Source organism: Polynucleobacter sp. Adler-ghost (assembly GCF_018688495.1).
GTDB lineage: Bacteria > Pseudomonadota > Gammaproteobacteria > Burkholderiales > Burkholderiaceae > Polynucleobacter.
In genome coordinates this window covers 1,942,825-1,964,728 of sequence record NZ_CP061320.1, presented here as the reverse complement: position 1 = coordinate 1,964,728, position 21,904 = coordinate 1,942,825, and the positions used below count along the sequence as shown (strand labels likewise).

Sequence of the window (21,904 nt, the reverse complement as noted above, 5' to 3'; positions counted from 1 at the left end):
GCTTTATATTAACTTCTTGAGACTGGATACAGCGTTCGTAGAAGAACCCAATTAGTAACATGAGATGCCCCATTGTCCTTCAATACGCGAGCGATTTCATTTAAGGTTGCACCACTAGTCATGACATCGTCAAACACAATGACTGTAGCGGATTCTAGTTGCCCTTGAAATCGAGGGTTGATATAAAACATATCTTGAATAGCAATTTGACGATTAGTGCGATTTTCCTTAGCCTGATTCCGGGTATGGTGATGTCGTCTTAAGATGTGTGGGTTTTTATGGATATCTTTGTCACAATCAATCCGCCTAGCCAACTCCCAGCTTTGATTAAAGCCGCGAGCACACAATTTCTCTGGACTCAATGGCACTGGTAGTAAATAGTCTGCCCGTAAATCATTCAAGACCTGAACCATCAGTTGATTCCATGCTGATGTCAGTCCATGTCCGCAAGCAAGACGTCGCTGATATTTGAACAGGTGCAAGGCAGACTGCAATTTACCTTCGTAGCGATCAAGACAGTGAGTTTCATCAAAGTAGGGTGGATTGGTGATGCACTCTCGGCAACGTTTTTTTGTCAGCTCACTCACTTCAAGAGTAATGCCGCATTGCTGACAGCATTCGTAATTGGATAACTGATCTGCTTCCAATTGGGCCAAGCAATTAACGCAGAGATTGAGTCGCTGAAATGCTCCGCAAACAATGCATGCGCTTGGTAATAGGTGAGAAAAAATTACTTGGAAAATATTCTCTATTGGATGCATGAGTCGCTGAGTATACTGAGCCAATGACCCAATCAATCAGATGGCTTCAGGATGAAATTGCAACACGCATGTTGCAAAAATTAGACATCGTGAAATTAGAACCAAAAGATATTTTGCTGATTCCAGATTTCCTTGGGGTACATAGTTCGTTTCTGACAAAACGCTTTCCAGGAGTTCGATTTCACAGTGCCCCAGAATGGGAGCTATCGGGTTTTAATTTATTTAAATTGAGAGTGGCTCGTTTTTGGAATTCAAGAATGAAGTCAGCGTCTGTTGTGTCCCTCGATGACTACAAGAAAACAGGTCGTATTAATCTTCCTAGTAATTCCGTAGATTTAGTAGCGAGCGTTCTCTTGATTCAAGATTTAGTTGACCCTAAGCATTTTTTGCAGGAGTGCCGGCGAGTACTCAAAGAGGGTGGATTACTGACATTTAGCTACCTGGGCCCAGATACTGCCAAAGAGCTCAGATCCGAACTCTTGGCGCAACAATTACCCATTCAAAAATTGGCTAGCCCATGGGATATGCACGATATGGGAGATGCCCTACTGGGTGAGCGTTTTTCTGACCCAGTGATGGATATGGAGTTCTTGGGATTGGAATACAACTCTGACAGCGTCCTTCTGTCAGACGCAATTGCTCTCAATTTGCTTGATGCCAACTACCAAAATAGCGCTATAGCTACTCAATTGCCTCAAAAACTGACTTTAGAGGTGGTTTATGGGCATGCCTGGGCTTTGGGTAAGAACCTCGCCAAGGCACAAGATGATGTCGCTTATATTGGTTTAAATCAAATCGGGCGCAAGACTAGGAATGATTCTGCTTAAGTGTAAGTGTTCACTATCTTTTAAACCATTATCAAGATTGAGAGTGGCATAGTTAGTCCGGTTTGTTCTTGGGCCTAATTAACCCTATAATTAGCGCTAGTTGAATTGCTTGATACCGTTTTTTTGGGCTTTCTGAGGCGTATTTCTGCAGAAGCTCACGACAATAAACAGAGAATAAGATGAATTTATTTGGAAAAGTCACTAGGGCTTCGCTCTATTTTGTAGCAGCCTTTGGCACTGCATTTGCACGTGCGGCTGAAGATATGCAGGGTGGTCCAGCAGTAAATCAGCTGAATTTCACTGCCCCAGCCACAAAAATCATGGCAGAGATTCATTGGTTGCATTGGATGATGTTGGTCATTTGCGCTTTGATATTTATTGGCGTTTTCGGCGTCATGTTTTATTCAATCTTGAAGCACCGTAAATCATTGGGCGCCAAATCTGCGTCATTTCACGAGAGCACCACTGTTGAGATTATTTGGACAGTGATTCCATTGCTGATCGTGATTGGCATGGCTTTGCCAGCAACCAAGACAGTTGTGGCAATGAAAGACACCACTAATTCTGATATCACTATTAAGACTACTGGTTATCAGTGGAAATGGGGTTACGACTACATTAAAGGTGAAGGCGAAGGAATTAGTTTCTTGTCTACTTTGGCTACTTCCCGTGAGTCCATTAACAATCTTGCCCCGAAATCAAATACCTATTTGATGGAGGTGGACAACGAGATGGTTGTGCCAGTGGGTAAAAAGATTCGCATCATTACAACGGCGAATGATGTGATCCATGCTTGGGCAGTGCCAGCATTTGGCGTGAAGCAGGATGCAATTCCTGGTTTCGTTCGTGACACTTGGTTTCGTGCAGAAAAAATTGGCACTTACCGTGGTCAATGTTCAGAGCTATGCGGCGCACAACATGCTTTTATGCCGATCGTAGTGAAAGTCGTCTCCCAAGAGGACTACACCAAATGGGTAGATGAGAAGAAAAAAGAAATGGGTTCCGCTTCGGATGATCCATCTAAGGTTTACACCTTGGATGAGCAGAAAGAGCGTGGCGCCAAGGTTTACGCAGCTAACTGCGCAGCATGCCACCAGCCAAACGGCAAAGGTGCCGGTGCCTTCCCAGCATTAGATGGCAGCAAGATGGTGCTTGGGCCAAAAGCAGCTCAATACAACATCCTAATTAATGGCAAAGGTGCAATGCCTAAGTGGGCTGGCGTGATTTCTGATGGCGATATTGCTGCAGTGATGACTTATACCCGTAATGCATGGAGCAACAAAACGGGTGAAGTGATTCAGACCCAGGATATTGTTTCTGCACGTGCTGGCAAGTAATTATTTTAAGAATTTATACAGATCAAACTAAACCGGAGTAATCCATGAGCACCATTTCAACTACCCACGATCACGCACACGACCATGCGCATGATGACCATACGCCACATGGCTGGCGCCGTTGGTTGTTTGCAACTAACCATAAAGATATTGGTACGATGTACCTGATCTTCTCGTTTATCAGCTTGCTAGCTGGTGGTGTAATGGCTTTGGGTATTCGTTTGGAGTTGTTCCAGCCAGGCCTGCAGTTTTTACGCCCAGAGTTTTTCAACCAGTTAACCACTATGCATGGTCTGGTGATGGTGTTCGGCGCCATCATGCCGGCCTTTGTTGGATTTGCGAACTGGATGATTCCTTTGCAAATCGGCGCATCTGACATGGCGTTCGCTCGTATGAACAACTTTAGCTTCTGGATTTTGCCAGTGGCTGCTTGCTTGTTATTTGGTTCATTCTTGGCTCCTGGTGGTGCTCCTGCTGGTGGTTGGACTTTGTACGCTCCACTCACATCACAGATGGGCCCAGGTTTAGATATGGCCATCTTTGCACTTCACTTGTTAGGTGCTTCTTCAATCATGGGCTCGATCAACATCATCGTGACTATTTTGAACATGCGCGCTCCTGGTTTGACTTTAATGAAGATGCCAATGTTCTGCTGGACATGGTTGATTACTGCTTACTTGTTGATTGCTGTTATGCCAGTGTTGGCAGGCGCGATCACTATGGTTTTGACAGATCGCCACTTTGGCACTTCTTTCTTCTCTGCAGTTGGCGGTGGTGATCCAATTATGTTCCAGCATATTTTCTGGTTCTTTGGTCATCCAGAGGTTTACATCATGATTCTTCCAGCATTCGGAATCGTGAGCGAAATCATTCCAGCATTCTCAAGAAAAACATTGTTTGGTTATAGCTCAATGGTTTATGCAACCGCATCCATTGCGATCTTGTCATTCATTGTTTGGGCGCACCATATGTTTGCAACTGGTATGCCGGTAACTGGTCAGTTGTTCTTTATGTATGCCACGATGTTGATTGCTGTTCCAACAGGCGTAAAGATTTTCAACTGGGTTGCAACTATGTGGAAAGGTTCCATGACCTTTGAAACCCCGATGTTGTGGTCAGTTGGATTTATATTTGTATTTACTATGGGTGGTTTTACCGGTTTGATTTTGGCAATGGCCCCAATTGATATTGGCTTGCAAGATACGTATTACGTTGTTGCTCACTTCCACTATGTCTTAGTAGCCGGTTCCTTGTTTGCAATGTTCGCTGGTTTCTACTACTGGTGTCCAAAGTGGACTGGCTACATGGCTAATGAGACTCGTGGCAAGATCCATTTCTGGACTTCCATGGTTTTCTTTAACGTCACTTTCTTCCCAATGCACTTCCTGGGCTTAGCAGGTATGCCACGTCGTTATGCTGACTACCCAACACAGTTTGCTGACTTTAATACGATCGCATCGATTGGCGCACTCGGATTTGGTTTGTCTCAGGTTTACTTCTTGCTGTTTGTGGTTCTGCCTGCTTATAGCGGCAAGGGTGTAAAAGCTTCAATGAAGCCATGGGATGGTGCCAAAGGTTTGGAATGGACAGTGCCATCACCAGCACCACACCACACATTTGAAACGCCTCCAAGCACTGCAGAGTTAAATGCTGCAGGAATCTAAACTAGCCGCACACAAATCCCAGTCTGCCAGTAATCGCAGATTGGGCTTTATTCTTTTCAGTGTTGTTCTAGTATTCTTTTTAGGCATCCTGATTAAACGAGGCTTATTAGCTTAAAGCCCTCCGAATACTCATGTCTACTATTGCCTCCGTTAACCGCCAAATCTTGCTCAAGCTTTTGATAGCTTCAGTCATGATGTTTGGTTTTGGTTACGCACTAGTACCAATGTATAAAGCTTTGTGTGAGGTGACCGGCATTAATGTGGTCACCAGTAAGAATGACTATGGCATTCGAGCCTACAGTGCAAATAAGGTTGGCAATACTCAGGTTGACTATTCTCGTAAGGTGACTATTGAGTTTGACTCTAATAGCCGTGGTCCTTTTACATTTCGCCCAGTGAAGAACTACCTCGAAGTACATCCAGGCGAAATGACAGAGATCGTTTATGAGGTCACTAATAATTTAAACCGCTCTGTTGAAGCTCAAGCAATTCCAAGTTATGCGCCGAAAAGTGCCATGGAGTTCTTCACCAAACTAGAGTGTTTTTGTTTTCAGCAGCAAACTATGACTGCCCATGAAATGAAGAAGATGCCGGTGGTATTTGTAATTGACGCAGGTCTACCTGCTGATGTCAAAACAATTACTTTGTCATATACCTTCTTTGAATTGGGGGTTGGTCAGCAACCAGCTGGCTCAACAACACCTAAATCAAAATTAGCATCATGAGTAAGAAAAGTTCATTTATGCAATCTATGATCGCGGTTTTGTGGGCTTTTTTAGGTGTGCGTAAAAAATCAGGTTTGCAGGAAGATGTTGCTTCATTAAGTTTTGTCCACATTATTATTGCGGGAGTTTTAGGCGCCTTGATTTTTATGGCCATACTCCTTTTGATAGTTAAAGCAGTTGTGTCCCATTGATTATTTTTTGATTGAATAGAGAGAATAAGATGTCATCCAATTCAACCCCTTACTATTTTGTTCCTGGACTATCTAGTCATCCAGCTGCGGCAGCGCTAGGTTTGCTTGCTTTTGCTGCCGGTATGTCTGGCTGGGTAAACCACGCAGCTTGGGGCGGCCCAGTAACTGCAGTTGGTGTGCTTTGGGTGTTATTTGTTCTTTACAACTGGTTTGGAGACACCATTGCCGAATCCAACTCAGGTAAGAATGGCGTAAACGTCGATATTTCTTATCGTTGGTCCATGGCTTGGTTCATCTTCTCTGAGATTATGTTCTTCGGTGCATTCTTTTCTGCATTGTTCTACGCGCGTAATATTGCGATGCCTTGGATGGGTGATGTAGAAAGTAAATTACTCTGGCCTGATTTTCAGGCTGTTTGGCCTAATGATGGCCCTGCTGGTTTAGTAGAGAAATTTACCACTATGGGTCCATGGCCCATTCCAACTATTAATACTTTATTGCTCTTGTCTTCTGGTGTGACAGTAACTTACGCTCATCATGCCATTCGTGAAAACCACATGAAGAAAGCGATCAATGGCTTGGCCGCTACCGTTGGTCTTGGCATTATCTTCTTGGGCTTTCAGATGTACGAGTACTACCATGCATACCATGCCTTGAACTTGAAGTTAACTTCAGGCATTTATGGCTCAACCTTCTTTATGTTGACTGGTTTCCATGGCTTCCACGTATTCCTTGGTGGCTTGATGTTGGCGATTGTTCTCCGTCGCATGATGCGCGGTGACTTTACCGCTGAAAATCATTTTGCGTTTGAGGGTGCTGCTTGGTATTGGCACTTTGTTGACGTAGTTTGGCTTGGTCTGTACATCGCTGTTTACTGGATGTAGGGAAATAAAAATCGGGGCGTTAAGCCCCGATTTATTTTCAGTCCTGAGTCTTGGTGCGGGCGCTTAGTTTGTTCCTACTCGAACGCCGGTAGCTTCGATATACCCAAAGTAGTGGGCAATCAATATTCCCAAGAAGAGTACGATTGACAGTCCAATACGTAACATCAGCGACTGAACCATTCTGGAGCTCCGACCCTTATCTTTCATCATGAAATAGAGTGCTGAGCCTAAGCTTCCAACAATGATTAGCAGTGCAATCGGAATAACCCATTTCATCTCAAAGTACCTTTGTGAATATTTTTTCTAGCTTAATTACTAGTCGTAAAGTTGCTACATTATCAGCCCTTGTGGTGATTGTAATTGGCTGCGGTGCTGGTATTTGGCAGTTAAACCGAGCAGAGCAAAAGATTCGCTTGGGTGAATCTTTAATTGCCAGACTGCAAATGCCCATTCTGAATGCTAATGCCGCTAGCTTGACCCTAGAGCAGGCTACAGAGCGCCGCATTCTAGCTCGTGGACGTTTTATTCAAGATGCGGCAATTTGGCTGGATAACCGTCCTCGCCCCATTCCCGAGGGCGCTACTGGCGTTGCAGGACAATCCGGCTTTTATGTGATGATGCCTTTGAAATTAGATGGCCAAGAGCTTGTACTTTGGGTGAACCGAGGTTGGGCTCCTCGTAACAACGAAAATCGTATTGACTTACCCCCAGTTAAAACGGTCAGTGAAGTGGTGACTGTTGAGGGTGTTGCTTTCCCTCACCCCGGAAGGGTTTATGAGTTGGGAAAAAAGGATGCTACGCAAACAAGCCCTCGGATTGAGCAAAACTTTGATTTGGGGCTTGAGGCTCAAAGCCATGAATGGAAGCAACTTCCGTTCATTGTTCGAGAGTCTAGTTCTTCGAAAGAGGATGGTTTACTAAGAAATTGGCCCTCCCCGACAAACGGAGTCGATCGCCATTATGCTTATGCATTCCAGTGGTTTGCTTTGGCACTGACTGGATTTTTATTTTGGCTCATTAATGGGCTCGTGAAATATCGGCGAGAGCTTGCTGTGAATGGAGATAGAGGGTGAGTGATAAAGAATTATTGATTCCAGCATCACAAACAGATGCGTCTGCAATTAACACGCAAACTCGACGTGGGCGTATTCAGATGCTGCTATTGTTGCTTGCCTGTGCGGCACCAGTAATCGCCTCCTATTTGGCGTACTACGTTTTTAAGCCAGAGGGTGGAAAGACTAACTTTGGGGCCCTGGTTCAGCCTGTGCAAGATATGAATCCCGCATGGTTTGATATTCCCTTCAATGGAAAGTGGACTTTGCTTGTGGCAAGGCCAGCTGGGGAATGCACCATTAAAAATGAATCTTGTCTCGAGGCTCTATTTTTAATGCGTCAACTACGTATTGCTGTTGGTCGTGAAAGTAGTCGAGTTCAGCTCGTTTGGGTCAATACTGATGGCAAAGCAGTAGATCCGGAAGTATTACTGGCATACGATCAAAAGACGGCGGGGTTTCAGATTGTAGATTTACCAGTAGATCCTAAATTAAGAGCAGAATTTAATGCATGGCTTAATCGTGATGGAGCTGGTCAGAAGATTCAGCTGATTGATCCAAGTCCAGCCAAAATGATGATTTTTCCGGTGACGAATTCACCAAAAGAATTTGGCAGCATTAAAAAAGATCTTGAGAAGCTCTTGCGCCTCAATCGTAAGGGTGAAAAATTGCAATGAGTAGCGTGCTATTGCTCGCAGAGTTGGCTGCAATCGCAATTGTCTTTGCAGGCCTGCCTTTGACCTATCTCTGGACTAGGCCAGCTTATAACTTTTTCCAAAAGCTAAATTGGGTCTTGGTTTTCATGACCTTTGACTTGATTGTGTTTGGCGCTTTTACTCGTTTAACAGACTCTGGTCTGGGATGCCCTGATTGGCCTGGTTGTTATGGCACATCAAATCCATGGCATGCGATTGGTGAGATCCAGCAAGCTGAAGCTAACATGCCTACGGGCCCAGTGACTGTCATCAAAGCTTGGATTGAAATGATTCATCGCTATTTAGCAATGACAGTTGGAGCACTGATTTTGATTCAGGTAGCAGTTGCCTGGAGCAAGCTTCGCAGTCTAGGTAAGAAACCATTATTGGGCAGTCTAGGTTTGCTGATTTTGGTATGCATCCAAGGCGCATTTGGTGCCTGGACAGTGACGCTGAAATTGCAGCCTATTATTGTGACGATTCACTTGATGCTGGCTTTGGTTTTGCTGGCCTGTTTAACGACTTATGCACAACAAGAGTGGATGGGTACATCTTCTTCAGCTGATCGCCTACAGAGCAAGCCCCTCTCTGCGAAGTTACTGTTACTTGCAGCAATCATCTTATGTATGCAAATCTTTTTAGGTGCATGGGTGAGCACTAATTACGCTGTGCTAGCCTGCCCTGATTTTCCGACTTGCATGGATCGTCTTTGGCCAGAAACGGCTTGGCAAGAAGGATTTGCCCTGTGGCGTGGCTTAGGCTTGAATGCTCAAGGCGAATCTATTACACCTGTCGCTTTGCAAACCATCCATTGGGCGCATCGTGTTTTTGCTATGGTTGCTGTGATAGTTCTTGGTGCTTTAGGAATGAGTGCCCTCAGCCTAGGTGATGCCAAATCATTAGGAATGGGTAGGATTGCTAAACTATTGTTAGGCTTACTCATTCTTCAGGCTCTGACTGGTATTTCTAATGTGGTCTTTCAGTGGCCTCTCCTCGCTGCCTTAATGCATACCGCAGGTTCTGCTGCATTGGTGTTCTGTTTAGTGCGTTTAGCCCAATGGTCCTCTTGGACTGCCCCCATTCACATTAAGATGTCTACATCATTATGAGTAGTCCAACTTCCCCCAATCCTGTAGCGATGCCACGTTGGCGTCAATATTGGGTTCTCACCAAGCCCCGCGTCACGCAGTTGGCAGTATTCTGTGCAGTTATTGGTATGTTCTTGGCTACCCCGGGCATGGTGCCTTATTCAGTTCTGATTGGCGGCATTGTTGGGATTTGGTTGTTGGCAGGAGCCGCTTTTGCAATGAATTGTTTAATCGAGCAAGCCGTCGATGCCAAGATGAAGAGAACTGCTTGGAGGCCGTCCGCAACTGGTGAAGTGACGCCTTTTCATATTACCGTTTTCTCAATTATTCTTGGTGGTTTGGGAATGGTCATCTTGTGGATCTTCTGTAATCCATTAACCATGTGGCTTACTGTGGCCACTTTTGTTGGTTACGCGGTGATTTATACCTGGTTGCTCAAGCCTGCTACACCACAAAATATTGTCATTGGCGGTCTCTCGGGTGCTATGCCGCCTGCCTTAGGTTGGGCGGCAGTTACCAATACTGTGTCAGCAGAAGCTTGGCTCTTGGTATTGATCATTTTCGTTTGGACTCCCCCGCACTTTTGGGCTCTTGCTCTATATCGTCGCGATGATTATGTGCAAAGTGGTTTACCAATGCTGCCAGTGACACACGGAGAGCGTTTTACTTTGCTCAATATTTTGCTATACACATTGATTTTGATTGCAGCTACTTTACTGCCATATATTTATGGCATGAGTGGCCTGCTCTATTTGATTTCAGCAATCATTTTGGGCTTGATATTTCTGGCATATGTCATTGCCTTGTTTGTGTCTTACAGCGACGCGCTAGCGAAGAAGACCTTCCGTTTTTCAATTACGTATTTATCTTTACTTTTTGCAGCGCTATTAATTGATCATTATTTTGTTTGAGATGCAGATGCAATTACAAAAAATTTACTTTTCTATTGCACGCCTATTGATGTTGTCGCTGATCGGTGTATCTCTGCTAGCTTGCAGTCCTCAGCAAAGCTTTAAGAACGTCGATATTACGGGGAGTAAGGCCTTTGGTACTGACTTCAGTTTGCTCGACCCTGACGGAAGGGTGAGAACGCTTGCTGACTTTAAAGGCAAGGCTGTTTTAATGTTCTTTGGTTATACGCAGTGTCCTGATGTTTGCCCTACGACGCTCACTGAGATGCAACAGGTGATGACTTTATTGGGGCCTCAGGCAGATAAGGTGCAAGTTCTGTTTGTAACTGTGGATCCAGAAAGAGACACTGCGGCCATCTTAAAACAATATGTACCGGCATTTGATTCGCGCTTCTTGGGCTTGCGGCCGGCTGATGAAGCAGCTTTAGAAAAAGTGACTAAGGACTTTAAGGTTTACTACCAGAAGGTGCCTGGCACAAGTTCTGGGTCATACACCATGGATCATATGGCAGGAAGTTATGCCTTTGATCCGGAAGGGCGTTTACGTCTATATATCAAGCATGCGCAAGGTGCTGAGACCTTGGCGCAAGACTTGAAGGAACTTCTGAAGTAAAAGCTTCGAAGGGAAGGCTGCTTAAGCTGCTTCAGCAGCCTCGGTTTGCAAGAGACTGCGCATTTTTTTGAGCGCAGCAGTTTCAATCTGACGAACACGCTCTGCAGAAATGCCGTATTCGCTGGCGAGATCATGCAATGTCTTTGTTCCATTGCCATCTGCATCCATTGCTAACCAACGTGATTGCACAATATTGCGGCTTCGCTCATCTAGCGCCATGAGTGCTTGATCTAGCTGAGGCCCATGTAATGCATCAGTCGCAGTAGCAGCCATCATTTCAGTAGGCTCTTGACTGCTATCAGCCAACCATTGAATTGGTGCATAGGCTGATTCATCATCGGTGTCATCGCCTTCCAGGGCAACATCGCCACCAGCAAGGCGCATTTCCATTTCTTTTACGTCAGAGCCTTTGACATCCAGCGCTTTCGCTAAAGCCTCAACCTCATTTGGTGTCAGGGCGGCTAGAGTAGGCTTGTTACTACGCAGATTGAAGAACAATTTACGCTGTGCTTTTGTTGTTGCAACTTTGACCAAGCGCCAATTTTTGAGAATGTACTCATGAATCTCTGCCTTAATCCAATGGATAGCATAGGAGACTAAGCGTGCGCCTTGGTTAGGGTCATAGCGTTTGACAGCCTTCATCAAACCAATATTACCTTCCTGAATTAAATCAGCATGGGGAATTCCATAGCCTAAGTATTGACGAGCAACAGAGACCACTAAACGGAGGTGCGAGAGAACTAAAGTCTTCGCAGCATCGACATTTTCAGTGCGACGAAATTCTTGCGCGAGGTGTAGTTCCTCTGCCGCGCTGAGCATCGGTACACGATTCACATAGGAGATGTAAGAGTCGAGTGTGCCAACCCCTAGGGAAGGCAACATCGGAAAGGCAAGCGAAGCCGCAGCAGTCTGCGCTGCTGGCAGTGTTTGCCTTGCTTGCAATTGCGGTTTGTATGCTTTCTTTGGAACCATTTTGTTTATATTTTAGGTATTAATAGAATTCTATTTTAGCACTCTTGTCAAGAGAGTGCTAATGGTTTTTTAATCCTATAAGTCTATGATTTAATTGAATAATTCAGTCGAATATTGTGCGGCTGTGAAGGGGGCTAAATCATCAATTCCCTCACCTTTACCTAGTGCTAAAACTGCTGGTTTTGGCTCATCATGGAGGGTGTGGGCGAGCGCACAAATCACTCCACCTTTAGCGGTGCCATCCAATTTAGTCACAATTAAGGCAGAAAGTCCTAAAGCAGCATGAAAGGCCCTGACTTGGCTTAAACCGTTTTGACCGGTATTGCCATCAAGAATGAGCAAAGTCTGGTGAGGCGCCCCAGGAAGGGCCTTACCGATGACTCTTTTAACCTTCTTTAATTCTTCCATCAGGTGGTCTTGAGTGGCTAGTCTGCCGGCGGTATCAATAATCAGAATATCGCTTTTGCGAGAAATCGCCGCATGAATAGCATCGTGTGCTACTGCCGCTGCATCACCGCTTTCTTGCATGATGACATCGACCTGATTGCGACTACCCCATTCAAGCAGCTGGTTGCGAGCCGCAGCTCGGAATGTGTCGCCGGCTGCCAGCAAGACGGACTTACCTTGAGATTGAAAAAGTTTGCAGAGTTTGCCGATCGTCGTAGTCTTACCGGCGCCATTGACGCCAATTACTAGCCACACCTCTGGTGTGGTCTTTTGTTCATGGACATACAAGGGATTGGGGTTAGGCTCAACAGATTTCAGGAGCATCGCCACTTCTTCAATCAGTAGTTGCTTGAGTTCTTCAGAACTACTAGCCCTTTCTGATTTGGCGGCCTTCCGGAGCTTACTAATCAATTGTTCAGTCGTGGGCAGACCCACATCGCTCAGAATGAGAGATTCTTCTAAGGCATCAAACCAGGCTTCATCAGTCTGACTGGATTGGAATAGGGATCCGAGAGTTTTACGTAGGCCGAACATAATCGATACAATTTAATCCTTGCATCTTATCAATTAAATTCTCGGGATAGGTGATCTTACAGATGCGTTCCACTTTATTAAGCTTTTCTCTCTGTTTAGTGCTCGGCTGTTCTAGTGTTTTAGCAGCCCAAGAAGTGGGCCTTGCAAATACCCACGAATTTCAACTCTCTAATGGCCTTAAGTTAATTGTGCGTGAAGATCATCGCGCACCTACGGTTGCGCATATGGTTTGGTATCGCGCTGGCTCTATGGATGAGGTGAATGGTAAGACTGGGGTAGCTCATGTGTTGGAGCACATGATGTTTAAGGGTACCCATAAAGTAAAGTCAGGTGAGTTCTCCCGCTTAGTTGCGGCAGTTGGTGGTCGAGAAAATGCTTTTACCTCTCGTGATTACACAGCTTACTTTCAACAAGTTGAAAAGTCTAAGCTAGATGAGGTGATGAGATTGGAGGCTGATCGTATGTCCAACCTCAATTTTGATGATGCAGAATTTCTGAAAGAAATTCAGGTGGTAATGGAAGAGCGTCGTCTGCGTACGGAAGATAATCCCAGTAGCTTGCTCAATGAATCGCTCACTGCCACCGCATATATGAGCTCTCCTTATCGACATCCGGTAGTTGGTTGGATGAATGATTTAGTCAATATGAAAGCCATAGATGCTCGCGATTGGTATCGCAGCTGGTACAAACCAAATAACGCAACTGTAGTCATTGCAGGCGATGTTGATCCTAGAGCCATTCTAAGAGCAGTGGAAAAATATTACGGAGCTGCTTTAGCTAGAGAGTTACCGGAACGTAAGCCCCAGATTGAGCCTGTGCAAAAAGGTACTAAGCGAGTGCAGGTAAAAGCGCCTGCTGATAGCGCACAACTAGCAATGGCTTGGAAAGTTCCCAAATTAGAGGTAGGGAGATTGGATGATGATGAGCCTTATGCGTTAGAGCTGTTGTCTGCTGTACTGGATGGTTATGACAACGCACGCTTAAATCGTACCCTGGTAAAGCAAGAGCGCGTAGTAAATGATGTTAGCGTCGGTTATGACATGATCTCTAGAGGACCTGAACTATTTTTCATTAGCAGCAGCATGGCTAAAGGCAAGACAGTGGAGCAGGCGGAGAGCAGTATTCGTAAAGCCTTGAAAGAGGTTATTGATAAAGGAATCTTAGAGTCAGAACTTAAGCGGGTGAAGGTGCGCATTCTGTCTGATCAAATTTATAAGCGAGATTCAATTTTTGGTCAGGCGATGGAAATAGGTAGCACAGAGATGGCTGGATTCTCATGGAAAGATATTGATGTGATGTTAGAAAAGATGCAAACCATTACTCCCACACAAGTACAAGCCGTTGCAAAAAAATATTTAGTAGATGAGGGGCTCACCATAGCAGTCCTAGACCCGCAAGCACGCCAGTCGGGTGAGAGCAAGCAAGGAGGCAACCGTGATGCTAAATAAACTCATCTCGAAAGGCAGTCTTGCAATCGCGCTGATAGTCGGAGTAAGTACATCTGCATACGCAATATTGCCTATAGAAAAACTAGACTCCTTCAAGGGTGCGCAAGCCTATTTAGTACAAACCAAAGCGCTGCCGATGGTGGATATCGAGATCAGTATTGATGCAGGTGACCGTTATGATCCAGGAGTGAAGAGTGGCTTAGCTACTATGGCTGGGCGGCTAATGAACTATGGCGCCAAATCGGATAAGGGTCTGCTAAATGAGGCACAGATTGCGGATGAGATTGCAGACCTTGGTGCAAACCTTGGTATCTCTGTTGGCGGTGAGCGCGCTGTGATGCGCATTAGAACTTTGAGTCGTAAAGATTTACGTGATCGCGCCGTTCAATTGGCCTCTGCAATGTTGAGTGCACCTACCTATGATGCAAAGATCTTGGCGCGTGAGAAGCAAAGGATGACTACGGCATTGCTAGAGTCGGAGACGAAGCCAGAGTCAGTGCTGGATCGTCGCTTTAGAAAATCCGTTTACGGAGACTATCCACTGGCCAATTCACCAACAGTGAAAAGTGTTGCCAATATCGGCGCAAACGACCTGCAGCAGTTTCATAAACAGTTTTATCGTGGCGATCGAATGATTGTCAGCATTGTGGGTGATGTGAGCAAAGCCGAGGCTGCTGAAATTGTTCAGAGTTTATTGCAAAGAGTTCCTCAGTCTGGATCTCCTGTTGCTAAGTTGCCAGAATTTGAGCGCTCACCAGTCGAACCTTTAAGTCAACGCGAAGTTGCTATTCCATTTGATTCGCAGCAGGCACATATCGCCATGGGAATGACTGCAGTAACCCGTAGTAATCCGGATTACTTCCCATTACTAGTGGGTAACTATATTTTGGGTGGCGGTGGCTTTGTATCCCGCCTCATGTCAGAGGTGCGCGAGAAACGTGGCCTTGCTTATAGCGTGTTTAGTTACTTTGCCCCTGGTAAGGATGCGGGGATATTCCAGGCAGGTGTACAAACCAAGAATGATCAAGCGACTTTGGCGCTAGAGGTAATGAGTTCGACTATTGCGCAATTTATTGCTGATGGCCCAACGCAAACGGAGCTCGATGCAGCCAAAGCAAACTTAATCAATGGCTATCCTTTAAGAATTGATAACAACCGTAAGTTACTTGATAATGTGTCATCTATTGCTTGGAATAATTTGCCTCTCGATACGATGGAGATTTGGACTAAGCAAGTGGAAGCGGTTAGCCTTGAGCAAGTCAAGGCGGCGTTCCAAAAATACTTAGCCATGGACCGCATGAAAATTGTGGTCTTAGGAGCGAAAAATAAATAAGCCAGTCAAGTCAGCTTCATTAGGCATACGTTCTGAGCCCCCACAGAAAATTCGCATTATTGGTGGGATTTGGCGCAGTCGTTTGCTCAGCGTATTGGATTTACCTGGTCTTCGTCCTAGTACTGATCGCGTTCGTGAGACTCTATTTAATTGGCTCGGGCAGGATTTGCTTGGTTTGCGTTGTTTAGATTTGTTTGCTGGTACTGGCGCATTAGGTTTTGAGGCTGCGTCACGACATGCCAATTCAGTAATCCTATTAGAAAAAGACAAGCGCGCCTATGCCAAGCTTTTGGCAAATTTTGTTTTGCTAGAGTCATCTCCTGCGCCTGGCGTAGTCCAGATTCTTCATAGGGATAGTTTGGAGTTCTTAAAGCAAGCAGCTGACCGCTCCAGTAATCTGATCTTTATAGATCCACCCTTTCAGGAAGAGGGTCTATTAAATCAAGCGCTTATAGAGGCTGCTCGCGTTTGTGATGACAGTGCCGGCGGGGGCATTTACGTAGAGTTTCCTGCTAGTCGCCCCCGTGAGCAGATTGAGGCTTTAGTACCTGATTGGCATTGTGGAAAATACTTAGAGGCTGGACAAGTAAAAGCTTGTCTATTTCGCTCCAAGAGGGACTAAACTCTTGCCTGTAGCTGAAAAAGCCTTAGGAGCCTTATGACTGTTGCTGTATACCCTGGAACATTTGATCCCTTCACTCGTGGTCACGAGGACCTAGTGCGTCGCGCCTCAAGCATTTTTGGCGAACTCATTGTAGGTGTTGCTGATAGTCGTAGCAAACGCCCTTTCTTTACGCTCGATGAGCGCATTGAGATTGCCAAAGAAGTCCTTGGCCACTACTCCAATGTGAAGATTGTTGGATTTACGGGTCTATTAAAAGATTTTGCTCGCGAACATAATGCGCGTGTCATTGTGCGTGGCTTGCGCGCAGTATCTGATTTTGAATACGAGTTTCAGATGGCTGGTATGAACCGCTATTTATTACCTGATGTTGAAACACTATTTCTGACCCCATCAGACCAGTATCAATTTATTTCTGGCACCTTTGTGCGTGAGATTGCTTCTATGGGTGGCGATGTGAGTAAGTTTGTATTCCCATCGGTAGAAAAGTGGTTGATCAAAAAGATTGAAGCTAATAAGAGTAAAGGGTAAGACTTCTAGGCGCAAATATGGCTTTAATGATTACAGACGAATGCATCAATTGCGATGTGTGTGAGCCTGAATGCCCAAACGATGCAATCTACATGGGTCTAGAGATCTACGAGATTGATCCCAATAAATGTACTGAATGTGTAGGTCATTACGATGCGCCTCAGTGTCAGCAAGTCTGCCCAGTAGATTGCATACCGATGAACCCTTCTTTTTCTGAAAATCAAACGCAGTTAATGGCAAAGTATCAGGCCTTAACTGCTGCCAAAAAGGCACTCGCTAAATAAGCAATTAGTACTATTTAATTGGTTTTAGAGTGCAATTCGAGCATGGCTGCTTGAGTGTCACCCCGTAGGAATAAAGGCAGAATTTGTAAGCCATTTTCAATACTTGCATCAATCTGCTTTTGTTCTAGTTGTAATGGCCTTCTCAACACGAAGTCAGCGACGTCCATTACTCGTGCACCCTCTGGGGCAAGATCGCGTGGGTGTCCAATACCTAGGCGCAAGCGCCAGTAATCGGGAGTTCCTAAGTGAGCCTGGATATCTTTTAAGCCGTTGTGTCCACCAGTGCCACCACCAAGCTTAATACGTGCCGTGCCAGGCTTGAGATCTAACTCGTCCTGCACCACCAACACATCTTTGGGGGTAATTTTATGAAAGCGGCATAAAGCTCCGACAGCCTGACCGCTCAGATTCATATAAGTATTTGGCTTGAGTAAGAAGAGGTCTTCATCTTCCCACTTAGCCTTAGCTACTTTTCCAAGAAAACGCTTTTCAGTTTCAAAGCGGATGTTTAATTGTTGAGCGAGTGCGTCTACAAACCAGAAGCCAGCATTGTGCCGATCTTCAGTATGTTCTTCACCTGGATTGCCTAGGCCAATAATTAATTTAGTCATGATGAGTACTTAAGGATAAAAGCTTTTCTGCAAAAAAGAAAACCCGCTTGTAAGCGGGCTTCCTCTGTCGCAAAGATAGTGCTTAAATGATTAAGCTTTATCCTTTGGGGCTTCAGCAGCAGGAGCCGCAGTTGCTGCAGGAGCCGCCGCTTCTGTATCGGCAGATTTCACTGCTGGAATACGTGCGTTAGCAAGCACTGGGTTTTCTTGCTCAATATGCAATACCAAGGTAACGCCTTTTGGCAATGCGATATCTTTAGCATGAATGCCATGACCAACTTCAATCTTGCTTAAGTCCACTTCAATGAACTCTGGCAAGTCTGCTGGCAAGCAAGAGATTTCCAATTCAGTAGAGATATGGCTGATGACAGCGCCTTGTAACTTCACTGCGGCTGAAGTGTCAGCATTAATGAAATGCAATGGAACGCGCATGTGAACTTTCTCAGTCGCAGAAACGCGCTGGAAGTCGATATGCAGAACCAAAGGCTTAAATGGATGCATCTGATAATCGCGTAACAACACTTTTTGTGCTTTGCCGCCGATTTCGAGATCAAGGATGGATGAGTGGAATGCTTCCTTGCGGAGAGCATGGAACAGTGCGTTGTGATCCAACTCAATGACAGTTGCGGCGTCTTTACCGCCATAGATGATGCCCGGAGTTTTACCGGAGTTGCGCAGACGGCGGCTCGCACCCGTTCCCTGTACGCTTCTTTCAAAGGCTACTACTTTCATGTTCATTTCCTAATTTAAGGTTAATTTCCGTTCGCGACCAAACAGAAAAGCCTTTGATTATATCTTGGGAATCGTACTTTTTGCCTAGAAAAGGCTCAAAATTGCCAAAAACGGGGGCGTAAACGCTATTTTTGGCTTATTCAGCGAACATCGACATCACTGAGTCACCCTTGCTAATACGGGAAAGGGTTTCAGCCAAGATGGGGGCAACGCTCAATTGACGGATTTTGCCCACTTTCAGGGCTTCACTAGTTAATGGAATGGTGTCAGTAACCACCAATTCGTCTAACTCAGAGGCGGCAATACGCGCTACAGCGCCACCTGAGAGTACTGCATGAGTACAGTAGGCAGTCACACCCTTGGCGCCACGCTCTTTGAGTGCCTCAGCAGCTTTGCAAAGGGTTCCACCGGTATCAATAATGTCATCCATGATGACGCAGTGGCGACCTTCTACTTCGCCGATTAAGTGCATCACTTCTGATACGTTAGCCTTAGGGCGGCGTTTATCAATAATCGCCAAATCTGTACCTAATTGTTTAGCCATTGCACGGGCGCGAACAACGCCGCCAATATCTGGCGAAACAATGATGAGATCTTTTTTAGTTTTCTGAGCCTCTAAATCTGCCAAGAGAACAGGAGAGGCGTAAATGTTATCTACTGGGATATCAAAGAAGCCTTGAATTTGGTCGGCATGAAGATCCATGGTCAAAACACGCTCGATGCCGGCAACAGATTGAAGCATGTTTGCTACGATTCTGGCGGAGATGGCAACCCGCGCAGAGCGTGGACGACGATCTTGTCTGGCGTAACCGAAGTAAGGGATCACTGCGGTTATGCGGCTTGCTGAAGCTCGTTTAAGGGCATCAATCATGATCATGAGTTCCATCAAACTGTCGTTCGTTGGAGCGCAAGTCGATTGGATAACAACCACGTTCTTGCCGCGGACGTTTTCTTGAATTTCTACCTGGATTTCACCATCAGAGAATCGACCCACAAATGCTTTTCCCATGGGAAGGTTGAGCTCTTTTGCTACCGCATGAGCCAAAACCGGATTTGCGTTGCCTGTGAAAAGAGTCAGTAAATCTGCGTTCATTGGGGCGGACATAGGTGATTTTGGAGTTTTGGTAGGGGTCGAATGGATGTCTTAAGGTCGTATCTACAGAGTTTGGCAGGGGAAGAAGGATTCGAACCTTCGCATGCTGGAATCAAAATCCAGTGCCTTAACCAGCTTGGCGATTCCCCTACAGGTCAATCTGAAGAAATCAAATTGTAAGCGGGATTTTTATTTAGCCCCCGAACAATTCGACCTATCCATCCTTTTGGAAGATTTTGCAGAAGATTTTCCAGATTTGCGGTGTCCGTCTTAGGGTCTAAGGCGGCAAAAACGCTACTTCCAGAGCCGGACATGCAAGGCGCCGAGTTTGGCACTGCCTTGTAAATCCAATCTAAAGCTTGCTTCACTTCAGGACATTTCTGCACCGCTACTGTTTGGCAATCATTCGATTGATATGAGCTTGGCGATGCAAGAAAGCGATCTATTGTAATCGGAGCATGATCGCGGGTCAATTGAGGGTCTTGAAAAATCTGAGCTGTGGCAATTCCCTGGTTAGGGAAGATCACCACAAAGTCTTGGGTTTCCAAGGAAATGGCCTGTAATTTCTCCCCAATACCCTCAACAAATGCATTCTGACCAAAGATGAAAAATGGCACATCTGCCCCTAGTTTGAGGCCCAACTGACAAAGCGTAGCTGTATCAAGATGGAGATCCCAAAGGGTGTTTAGACCAATGAGGGTAGATGCAGCATCGGACGACCCTCCACCTAGACCTGCACCCATCGGAATCATTTTTTTTAGGGCAATCTCAACGCCCTGATTGGTCTTGCAAAAATCTTTTAATACTTGGGCGGCGCGGACCACTAAATCCTGTTCTGGAGGAACACCTGGAATAGGGTCAATACGACGAATCTCATTTTCAGAAATAGACTTTAAGGTGAGGACATCACACCAATCAATCAACTGGAAAACAGATTGGAGTAGGTGGTAGCCATCTTCGCGACGCCCAACAATATGTAGAAATAGATTGAGCTTTGCGGGGCAGTGAATTTCTAAAGCCTTACTCATTATTCACACTTCACTCATTTGGATTATCAAACACCAAGCGGATATCTATCGATCCAATGTTAGAGCTGCGAGTCATCATGAGTTTTTCTAAACGCTGCGCATTGTTCCAGTGGTAATTTAAGGTCCAACCATCTTGCGTGATTTTTCTGACTTGCCCTTTTGCATTTCGCTCAACACTGGCATTACCACCAGGACGAGTTTTCCCACGCAACCAGTCTGAGAGACCGCGAGCAGGTAGTGGGAGTCCTAATGTATTTTGTATCAGAGTATCAGCATCGATAGCCGTGGTTAATTGGCCATCGCGCTCAAGGATAGCCTCACCAGGCTTAATCGTAATTTTTGCAATGGATCCACCTACCGGATTACGAATTTCTAATACGTCGATCAAGGCATCTTGAGTCAATGTAAATCCACCTGAGCCACCTTGATTTTTACTTTCAGTGAGTCCAGTAATCTTTACCGCAAAACGACCATCCCATATGCCTTTGAGGGCGGTATCTGCTAGCGACCAATCAGGTTTCAAGCGCTTCAAAGTTTCTTTGAGAGTCGGGTTATTGGCATCTAATTGCTGCCCTTTGCGCCACATATCTTCTGCTTGCGCTGGGCGATTCATTACCCACAGGACTTCGCCAATATGTGCAGCAATATCTGCTTCAGGTTTCATGCTAAATGCTTGTTGCAGTTGCTCTAAGGCGAGATCATTTTTACCCATTCGAAAGTTCACCCAGCCTAGACTATCTAATATAAAACCATCTTTAGGCGAGAGTTGATGTGCTTTACTAATCAGCTTAAATGCTTCTGGTAGCTTCTGATTGCGATCAGCTAGTGAGTAACCAAGCGCATTCAGGCTATTCACATCATTCGGATTCTTTCGCAAGATTTCGCGCAGAGTTTTCTCCATCACATCGATGTGCCCCGATTTTTCAGCAGACATGGCGTAGGTGTATAGCAGTCCCGGATCTTTTGGCTCTGGCTTCAATGTTGAGGCGATTTCATAGAAAGACCTTAGGGCCTCTGATTCATCAGTCGCTTTAGCCAGTAGCGCCTGAATCTGTAGCAAAGTATTTTCTCGTTGCGCCGGTGTTTGTTGGCTCAAGAGAGAGATGGCGGGTTTGACTGCATCCGACCAGCGTTGATTCAAAATTAAGAGGGTGACTAATACTTCCTTAGGTCTAGTTTGTTTCGGTCCAGCCAAACCATCCCAAGTTTGCGCCGCTTGGAGTGCAAGGTCGGGTGCGCCTGCTGTAATCGCGATCTCCATGGCCCTTTGGGCCAAACGTGGGTCATTAAGCTGGCGAGCTAGCTCCAAATAAGTTGTATATGCCAGACCAGCTTCACCACGCTGAAGGGCGATTTCAGAGGCTAGGACCTCAAATACAGCTTGACCGTTATCTAGACTGCTAGATTTAGCGATGGCATAGCTAGAAGACAGGCTAAAGCCAAGTCCAGCCGCAAGCAGTAGGGCTCTTAAGGAGAGCTTTAATGAAAATTTGGTCATAAGCACATTCTAATCCGCGAATC

General features: G+C 45.5%; 26 protein-coding genes and 1 tRNA gene. 17 read left to right on the top strand and 10 right to left on the bottom strand.

Features of this window, described 5'->3' with window-relative positions; all coding sequences use genetic code 11:
- Positions 1-8: 8 nt before the first annotated feature.
- The gene (locus ICV89_RS10165; RefSeq protein ID WP_251370838.1) at positions 9-785 is read right to left on the bottom strand and encodes a ComF family protein; all 777 of its coding nucleotides are present in this window, start codon (positions 783-785) and stop codon (positions 9-11) included.
- Between ICV89_RS10165 and ICV89_RS10160 the strand changes: the two genes are divergently transcribed.
- From ICV89_RS10160 to ICV89_RS10130, 7 genes are all read left to right on the top strand, one after another.
- The gene (locus ICV89_RS10160) at positions 785-1,588 is read left to right on the top strand and encodes a class I SAM-dependent methyltransferase (protein ID WP_251370837.1); all 804 of its coding nucleotides are present in this window, start codon (positions 785-787) and stop codon (positions 1,586-1,588) included. The two genes, ICV89_RS10165 and ICV89_RS10160, sit on opposite strands and share 1 nt — an antisense overlap.
- 179 nt (positions 1,589-1,767) lie before the next feature.
- On the top strand, positions 1,768-2,925 hold the full coding sequence (coxB, locus tag ICV89_RS10155) for a cytochrome c oxidase subunit II (protein WP_215308528.1): 1,158 nt from the start codon (positions 1,768-1,770) through the stop codon (positions 2,923-2,925).
- 44 nt (positions 2,926-2,969) lie between these two features.
- Complete coding sequence (gene ctaD, locus ICV89_RS10150) at positions 2,970-4,589, top strand: cytochrome c oxidase subunit I (RefSeq protein ID WP_215308527.1); 1,620 nt, start codon at positions 2,970-2,972, stop codon at positions 4,587-4,589.
- Positions 4,573-4,704 carry a cytochrome oxidase small assembly protein gene (locus ICV89_RS10145; protein WP_215308526.1) on the top strand — a complete coding sequence of 44 codons (132 nt, stop codon included), beginning with the start codon at positions 4,573-4,575 and terminating at the stop codon, positions 4,702-4,704. Before ctaD ends, ICV89_RS10145 begins: the two co-directional genes overlap by 17 nt.
- Positions 4,705-4,720: 16 nt before the next feature.
- The gene (locus ICV89_RS10140; protein ID WP_215308525.1) at positions 4,721-5,314 is read left to right on the top strand and encodes a cytochrome c oxidase assembly protein; all 594 of its coding nucleotides are present in this window, start codon (positions 4,721-4,723) and stop codon (positions 5,312-5,314) included.
- The gene (locus tag ICV89_RS10135; RefSeq protein ID WP_215308524.1) at positions 5,311-5,505 is read left to right on the top strand and encodes a DUF2970 domain-containing protein; all 195 of its coding nucleotides are present in this window, start codon (positions 5,311-5,313) and stop codon (positions 5,503-5,505) included. The genes ICV89_RS10140 and ICV89_RS10135 overlap by 4 nt, the downstream gene beginning before the upstream one ends.
- 29 nt (positions 5,506-5,534) lie before the next feature.
- Positions 5,535-6,389, top strand: a complete 855-nt coding sequence (locus tag ICV89_RS10130; RefSeq protein ID WP_215308523.1) for a cytochrome c oxidase subunit 3 — start codon at positions 5,535-5,537, stop codon at positions 6,387-6,389.
- Positions 6,390-6,452: 63 nt separating this feature from the next.
- On the opposite strand, the gene ICV89_RS10125 is transcribed toward ICV89_RS10130, so the two are convergent.
- Positions 6,453-6,665 carry a twin transmembrane helix small protein gene (locus ICV89_RS10125; RefSeq protein WP_215308522.1) on the bottom strand — a complete coding sequence of 71 codons (213 nt, stop codon included), beginning with the start codon at positions 6,663-6,665 and terminating at the stop codon, positions 6,453-6,455.
- A 14-nt stretch (positions 6,666-6,679) separates the two neighbouring features.
- Between ICV89_RS10125 and ICV89_RS10120 the strand changes: the two genes are divergently transcribed.
- From ICV89_RS10120 to ICV89_RS10100, 5 genes are read left to right on the top strand one after another with little or no spacing between them, the layout of a single operon-like run.
- Positions 6,680-7,462: an SURF1 family protein gene (locus ICV89_RS10120; protein WP_251370836.1), complete on the top strand. Its 783-nt coding sequence runs from the start codon at positions 6,680-6,682 to the stop codon at positions 7,460-7,462.
- Positions 7,459-8,118 carry a hypothetical protein gene (locus ICV89_RS10115; RefSeq protein ID WP_215308521.1) on the top strand — a complete coding sequence of 220 codons (660 nt, stop codon included), beginning with the start codon at positions 7,459-7,461 and terminating at the stop codon, positions 8,116-8,118. The genes ICV89_RS10120 and ICV89_RS10115 overlap by 4 nt, the downstream gene beginning before the upstream one ends.
- Positions 8,115-9,245: a heme A synthase gene (locus ICV89_RS10110; protein WP_215308520.1), complete on the top strand. Its 1,131-nt coding sequence runs from the start codon at positions 8,115-8,117 to the stop codon at positions 9,243-9,245. Before ICV89_RS10115 ends, ICV89_RS10110 begins: the two co-directional genes overlap by 4 nt.
- Complete coding sequence (gene cyoE, locus ICV89_RS10105) at positions 9,242-10,135, top strand: heme o synthase (protein ID WP_215308519.1); 894 nt, start codon at positions 9,242-9,244, stop codon at positions 10,133-10,135. The genes ICV89_RS10110 and cyoE overlap by 4 nt, the downstream gene beginning before the upstream one ends.
- A gap of 49 nt (positions 10,136-10,184) precedes the next feature.
- Positions 10,185-10,748: an SCO family protein gene (locus tag ICV89_RS10100; protein WP_371817894.1), complete on the top strand. Its 564-nt coding sequence runs from the start codon at positions 10,185-10,187 to the stop codon at positions 10,746-10,748.
- Positions 10,749-10,769: 21 nt separating this feature from the next.
- Here the strand turns inward: ICV89_RS10100 and rpoH are convergent, their stop codons facing one another.
- Together rpoH and ftsY are read right to left on the bottom strand one after the other, a co-directional pair.
- Positions 10,770-11,720, bottom strand: coding sequence for an RNA polymerase sigma factor RpoH (gene rpoH / locus ICV89_RS10095; RefSeq protein WP_215308517.1), 951 nt, complete (start codon positions 11,718-11,720; stop codon positions 10,770-10,772).
- Positions 11,721-11,810: 90 nt separating this feature from the next.
- Complete coding sequence (gene ftsY / locus ICV89_RS10090; protein ID WP_215308516.1) at positions 11,811-12,701, bottom strand: signal recognition particle-docking protein FtsY; 891 nt, start codon at positions 12,699-12,701, stop codon at positions 11,811-11,813.
- Between the two features lie 62 nt (positions 12,702-12,763).
- Here ftsY and ICV89_RS10085 point away from each other — a divergent pair, with 62 nt between their 5' ends.
- The 5 genes from ICV89_RS10085 to ICV89_RS10065 are packed head-to-tail and all read left to right on the top strand — an operon-like array spanning position 12,764 to position 16,919.
- Entirely contained in the window at positions 12,764-14,149 is a 1,386-nt protein-coding gene (locus ICV89_RS10085) for a pitrilysin family protein (protein WP_215308515.1), read from the top strand.
- Positions 14,139-15,482, top strand: a complete 1,344-nt coding sequence (locus ICV89_RS10080; protein WP_215308514.1) for a pitrilysin family protein — start codon at positions 14,139-14,141, stop codon at positions 15,480-15,482. The genes ICV89_RS10085 and ICV89_RS10080 overlap by 11 nt, the downstream gene beginning before the upstream one ends.
- Positions 15,475-16,104, top strand: a complete 630-nt coding sequence (gene rsmD, locus ICV89_RS10075) for a 16S rRNA (guanine(966)-N(2))-methyltransferase RsmD (RefSeq protein ID WP_370624508.1) — start codon at positions 15,475-15,477, stop codon at positions 16,102-16,104. The genes ICV89_RS10080 and rsmD overlap by 8 nt, the downstream gene beginning before the upstream one ends.
- A 36-nt stretch (positions 16,105-16,140) precedes the next feature.
- Positions 16,141-16,635 carry a pantetheine-phosphate adenylyltransferase gene (gene coaD, locus ICV89_RS10070; protein WP_215308513.1) on the top strand — a complete coding sequence of 165 codons (495 nt, stop codon included), beginning with the start codon at positions 16,141-16,143 and terminating at the stop codon, positions 16,633-16,635.
- Positions 16,636-16,652: 17 nt separating this feature from the next.
- On the top strand, positions 16,653-16,919 hold the full coding sequence (locus tag ICV89_RS10065; protein ID WP_215308512.1) for a YfhL family 4Fe-4S dicluster ferredoxin: 267 nt from the start codon (positions 16,653-16,655) through the stop codon (positions 16,917-16,919).
- A gap of 14 nt (positions 16,920-16,933) precedes the next feature.
- On the opposite strand, the gene pth is transcribed toward ICV89_RS10065, so the two are convergent.
- The 6 genes from pth to ICV89_RS10035 all read right to left on the bottom strand — a co-directional run bounded on the left by pth (position 16,934) and on the right by ICV89_RS10035 (position 21,881).
- Positions 16,934-17,530 carry an aminoacyl-tRNA hydrolase gene (pth, locus tag ICV89_RS10060; RefSeq protein ID WP_215308511.1) on the bottom strand — a complete coding sequence of 199 codons (597 nt, stop codon included), beginning with the start codon at positions 17,528-17,530 and terminating at the stop codon, positions 16,934-16,936.
- 90 nt (positions 17,531-17,620) lie between these two features.
- Positions 17,621-18,262: a 50S ribosomal protein L25/general stress protein Ctc gene (locus tag ICV89_RS10055; RefSeq protein ID WP_215308510.1), complete on the bottom strand. Its 642-nt coding sequence runs from the start codon at positions 18,260-18,262 to the stop codon at positions 17,621-17,623.
- Between the two features lie 136 nt (positions 18,263-18,398).
- Positions 18,399-19,355 (bottom strand): ribose-phosphate pyrophosphokinase, encoded by a 957-nt coding sequence (locus ICV89_RS10050; RefSeq protein ID WP_215308509.1) that lies wholly within the window; start codon positions 19,353-19,355, stop codon positions 18,399-18,401.
- 73 nt (positions 19,356-19,428) lie between these two features.
- Positions 19,429-19,505, bottom strand: a tRNA-Gln gene (locus ICV89_RS10045).
- A gap of 5 nt (positions 19,506-19,510) precedes the next feature.
- Positions 19,511-20,383, bottom strand: a complete 873-nt coding sequence (ispE, locus tag ICV89_RS10040) for a 4-(cytidine 5'-diphospho)-2-C-methyl-D-erythritol kinase (protein ID WP_215308508.1) — start codon at positions 20,381-20,383, stop codon at positions 19,511-19,513.
- 10 nt (positions 20,384-20,393) lie between these two features.
- Positions 20,394-21,881 carry a lipoprotein insertase outer membrane protein LolB gene (locus tag ICV89_RS10035; RefSeq protein ID WP_215308507.1) on the bottom strand — a complete coding sequence of 496 codons (1,488 nt, stop codon included), beginning with the start codon at positions 21,879-21,881 and terminating at the stop codon, positions 20,394-20,396.
- Between the last annotated feature and the right edge of the window lie 23 nt (positions 21,882-21,904).

Bases quoted from the DNA above. Each gene is read 5' to 3' on its own strand.
- ICV89_RS10065 (WP_215308512.1), top strand. From the start codon at position 16,653: ATGGCTTTAATGATTACAGACGAATGCATCAATTGCGATGTGTGTGAG.
- cyoE (WP_215308519.1), top strand. From the start codon at position 9,242: ATGAGTAGTCCAACTTCCCCCAATCCTGTAGCGATGCCACGTTGGCGT.
- rpoH (WP_215308517.1), bottom strand. From the start codon at position 11,720: ATGGTTCCAAAGAAAGCATACAAACCGCAATTGCAAGCAAGGCAAACA.
- ICV89_RS10050 (WP_215308509.1), bottom strand. From the start codon at position 19,355: ATGAACGCAGATTTACTGACTCTTTTCACAGGCAACGCAAATCCGGTT.
- ispE (WP_215308508.1), bottom strand. From the start codon at position 20,383: ATGAGTAAGGCTTTAGAAATTCACTGCCCCGCAAAGCTCAATCTATTT.
- ftsY (WP_215308516.1), bottom strand. From the start codon at position 12,701: ATGTTCGGCCTACGTAAAACTCTCGGATCCCTATTCCAATCCAGTCAG.
- ICV89_RS10035 (WP_215308507.1), bottom strand. From the start codon at position 21,881: ATGACCAAATTTTCATTAAAGCTCTCCTTAAGAGCCCTACTGCTTGCG.
- ICV89_RS10160 (WP_251370837.1), top strand. From the start codon at position 785: ATGACCCAATCAATCAGATGGCTTCAGGATGAAATTGCAACACGCATG.
- ICV89_RS10080 (WP_215308514.1), top strand. From the start codon at position 14,139: ATGCTAAATAAACTCATCTCGAAAGGCAGTCTTGCAATCGCGCTGATA.
- ICV89_RS10135 (WP_215308524.1), top strand. From the start codon at position 5,311: ATGAGTAAGAAAAGTTCATTTATGCAATCTATGATCGCGGTTTTGTGG.
- ICV89_RS10130 (WP_215308523.1), top strand. From the start codon at position 5,535: ATGTCATCCAATTCAACCCCTTACTATTTTGTTCCTGGACTATCTAGT.
- ctaD (WP_215308527.1), top strand. From the start codon at position 2,970: ATGAGCACCATTTCAACTACCCACGATCACGCACACGACCATGCGCAT.
- ICV89_RS10085 (WP_215308515.1), top strand. From the start codon at position 12,764: ATGCGTTCCACTTTATTAAGCTTTTCTCTCTGTTTAGTGCTCGGCTGT.
- ICV89_RS10140 (WP_215308525.1), top strand. From the start codon at position 4,721: ATGTCTACTATTGCCTCCGTTAACCGCCAAATCTTGCTCAAGCTTTTG.
- ICV89_RS10055 (WP_215308510.1), bottom strand. From the start codon at position 18,262: ATGAAAGTAGTAGCCTTTGAAAGAAGCGTACAGGGAACGGGTGCGAGC.
- ICV89_RS10100 (WP_371817894.1), top strand. From the start codon at position 10,185: ATGTTGTCGCTGATCGGTGTATCTCTGCTAGCTTGCAGTCCTCAGCAA.
- ICV89_RS10145 (WP_215308526.1), top strand. From the start codon at position 4,573: ATGCTGCAGGAATCTAAACTAGCCGCACACAAATCCCAGTCTGCCAGT.
- coxB (WP_215308528.1), top strand. From the start codon at position 1,768: ATGAATTTATTTGGAAAAGTCACTAGGGCTTCGCTCTATTTTGTAGCA.
- ICV89_RS10110 (WP_215308520.1), top strand. From the start codon at position 8,115: ATGAGTAGCGTGCTATTGCTCGCAGAGTTGGCTGCAATCGCAATTGTC.
- coaD (WP_215308513.1), top strand. From the start codon at position 16,141: ATGACTGTTGCTGTATACCCTGGAACATTTGATCCCTTCACTCGTGGT.
- pth (WP_215308511.1), bottom strand. From the start codon at position 17,530: ATGACTAAATTAATTATTGGCCTAGGCAATCCAGGTGAAGAACATACT.
- ICV89_RS10125 (WP_215308522.1), bottom strand. From the start codon at position 6,665: ATGAAATGGGTTATTCCGATTGCACTGCTAATCATTGTTGGAAGCTTA.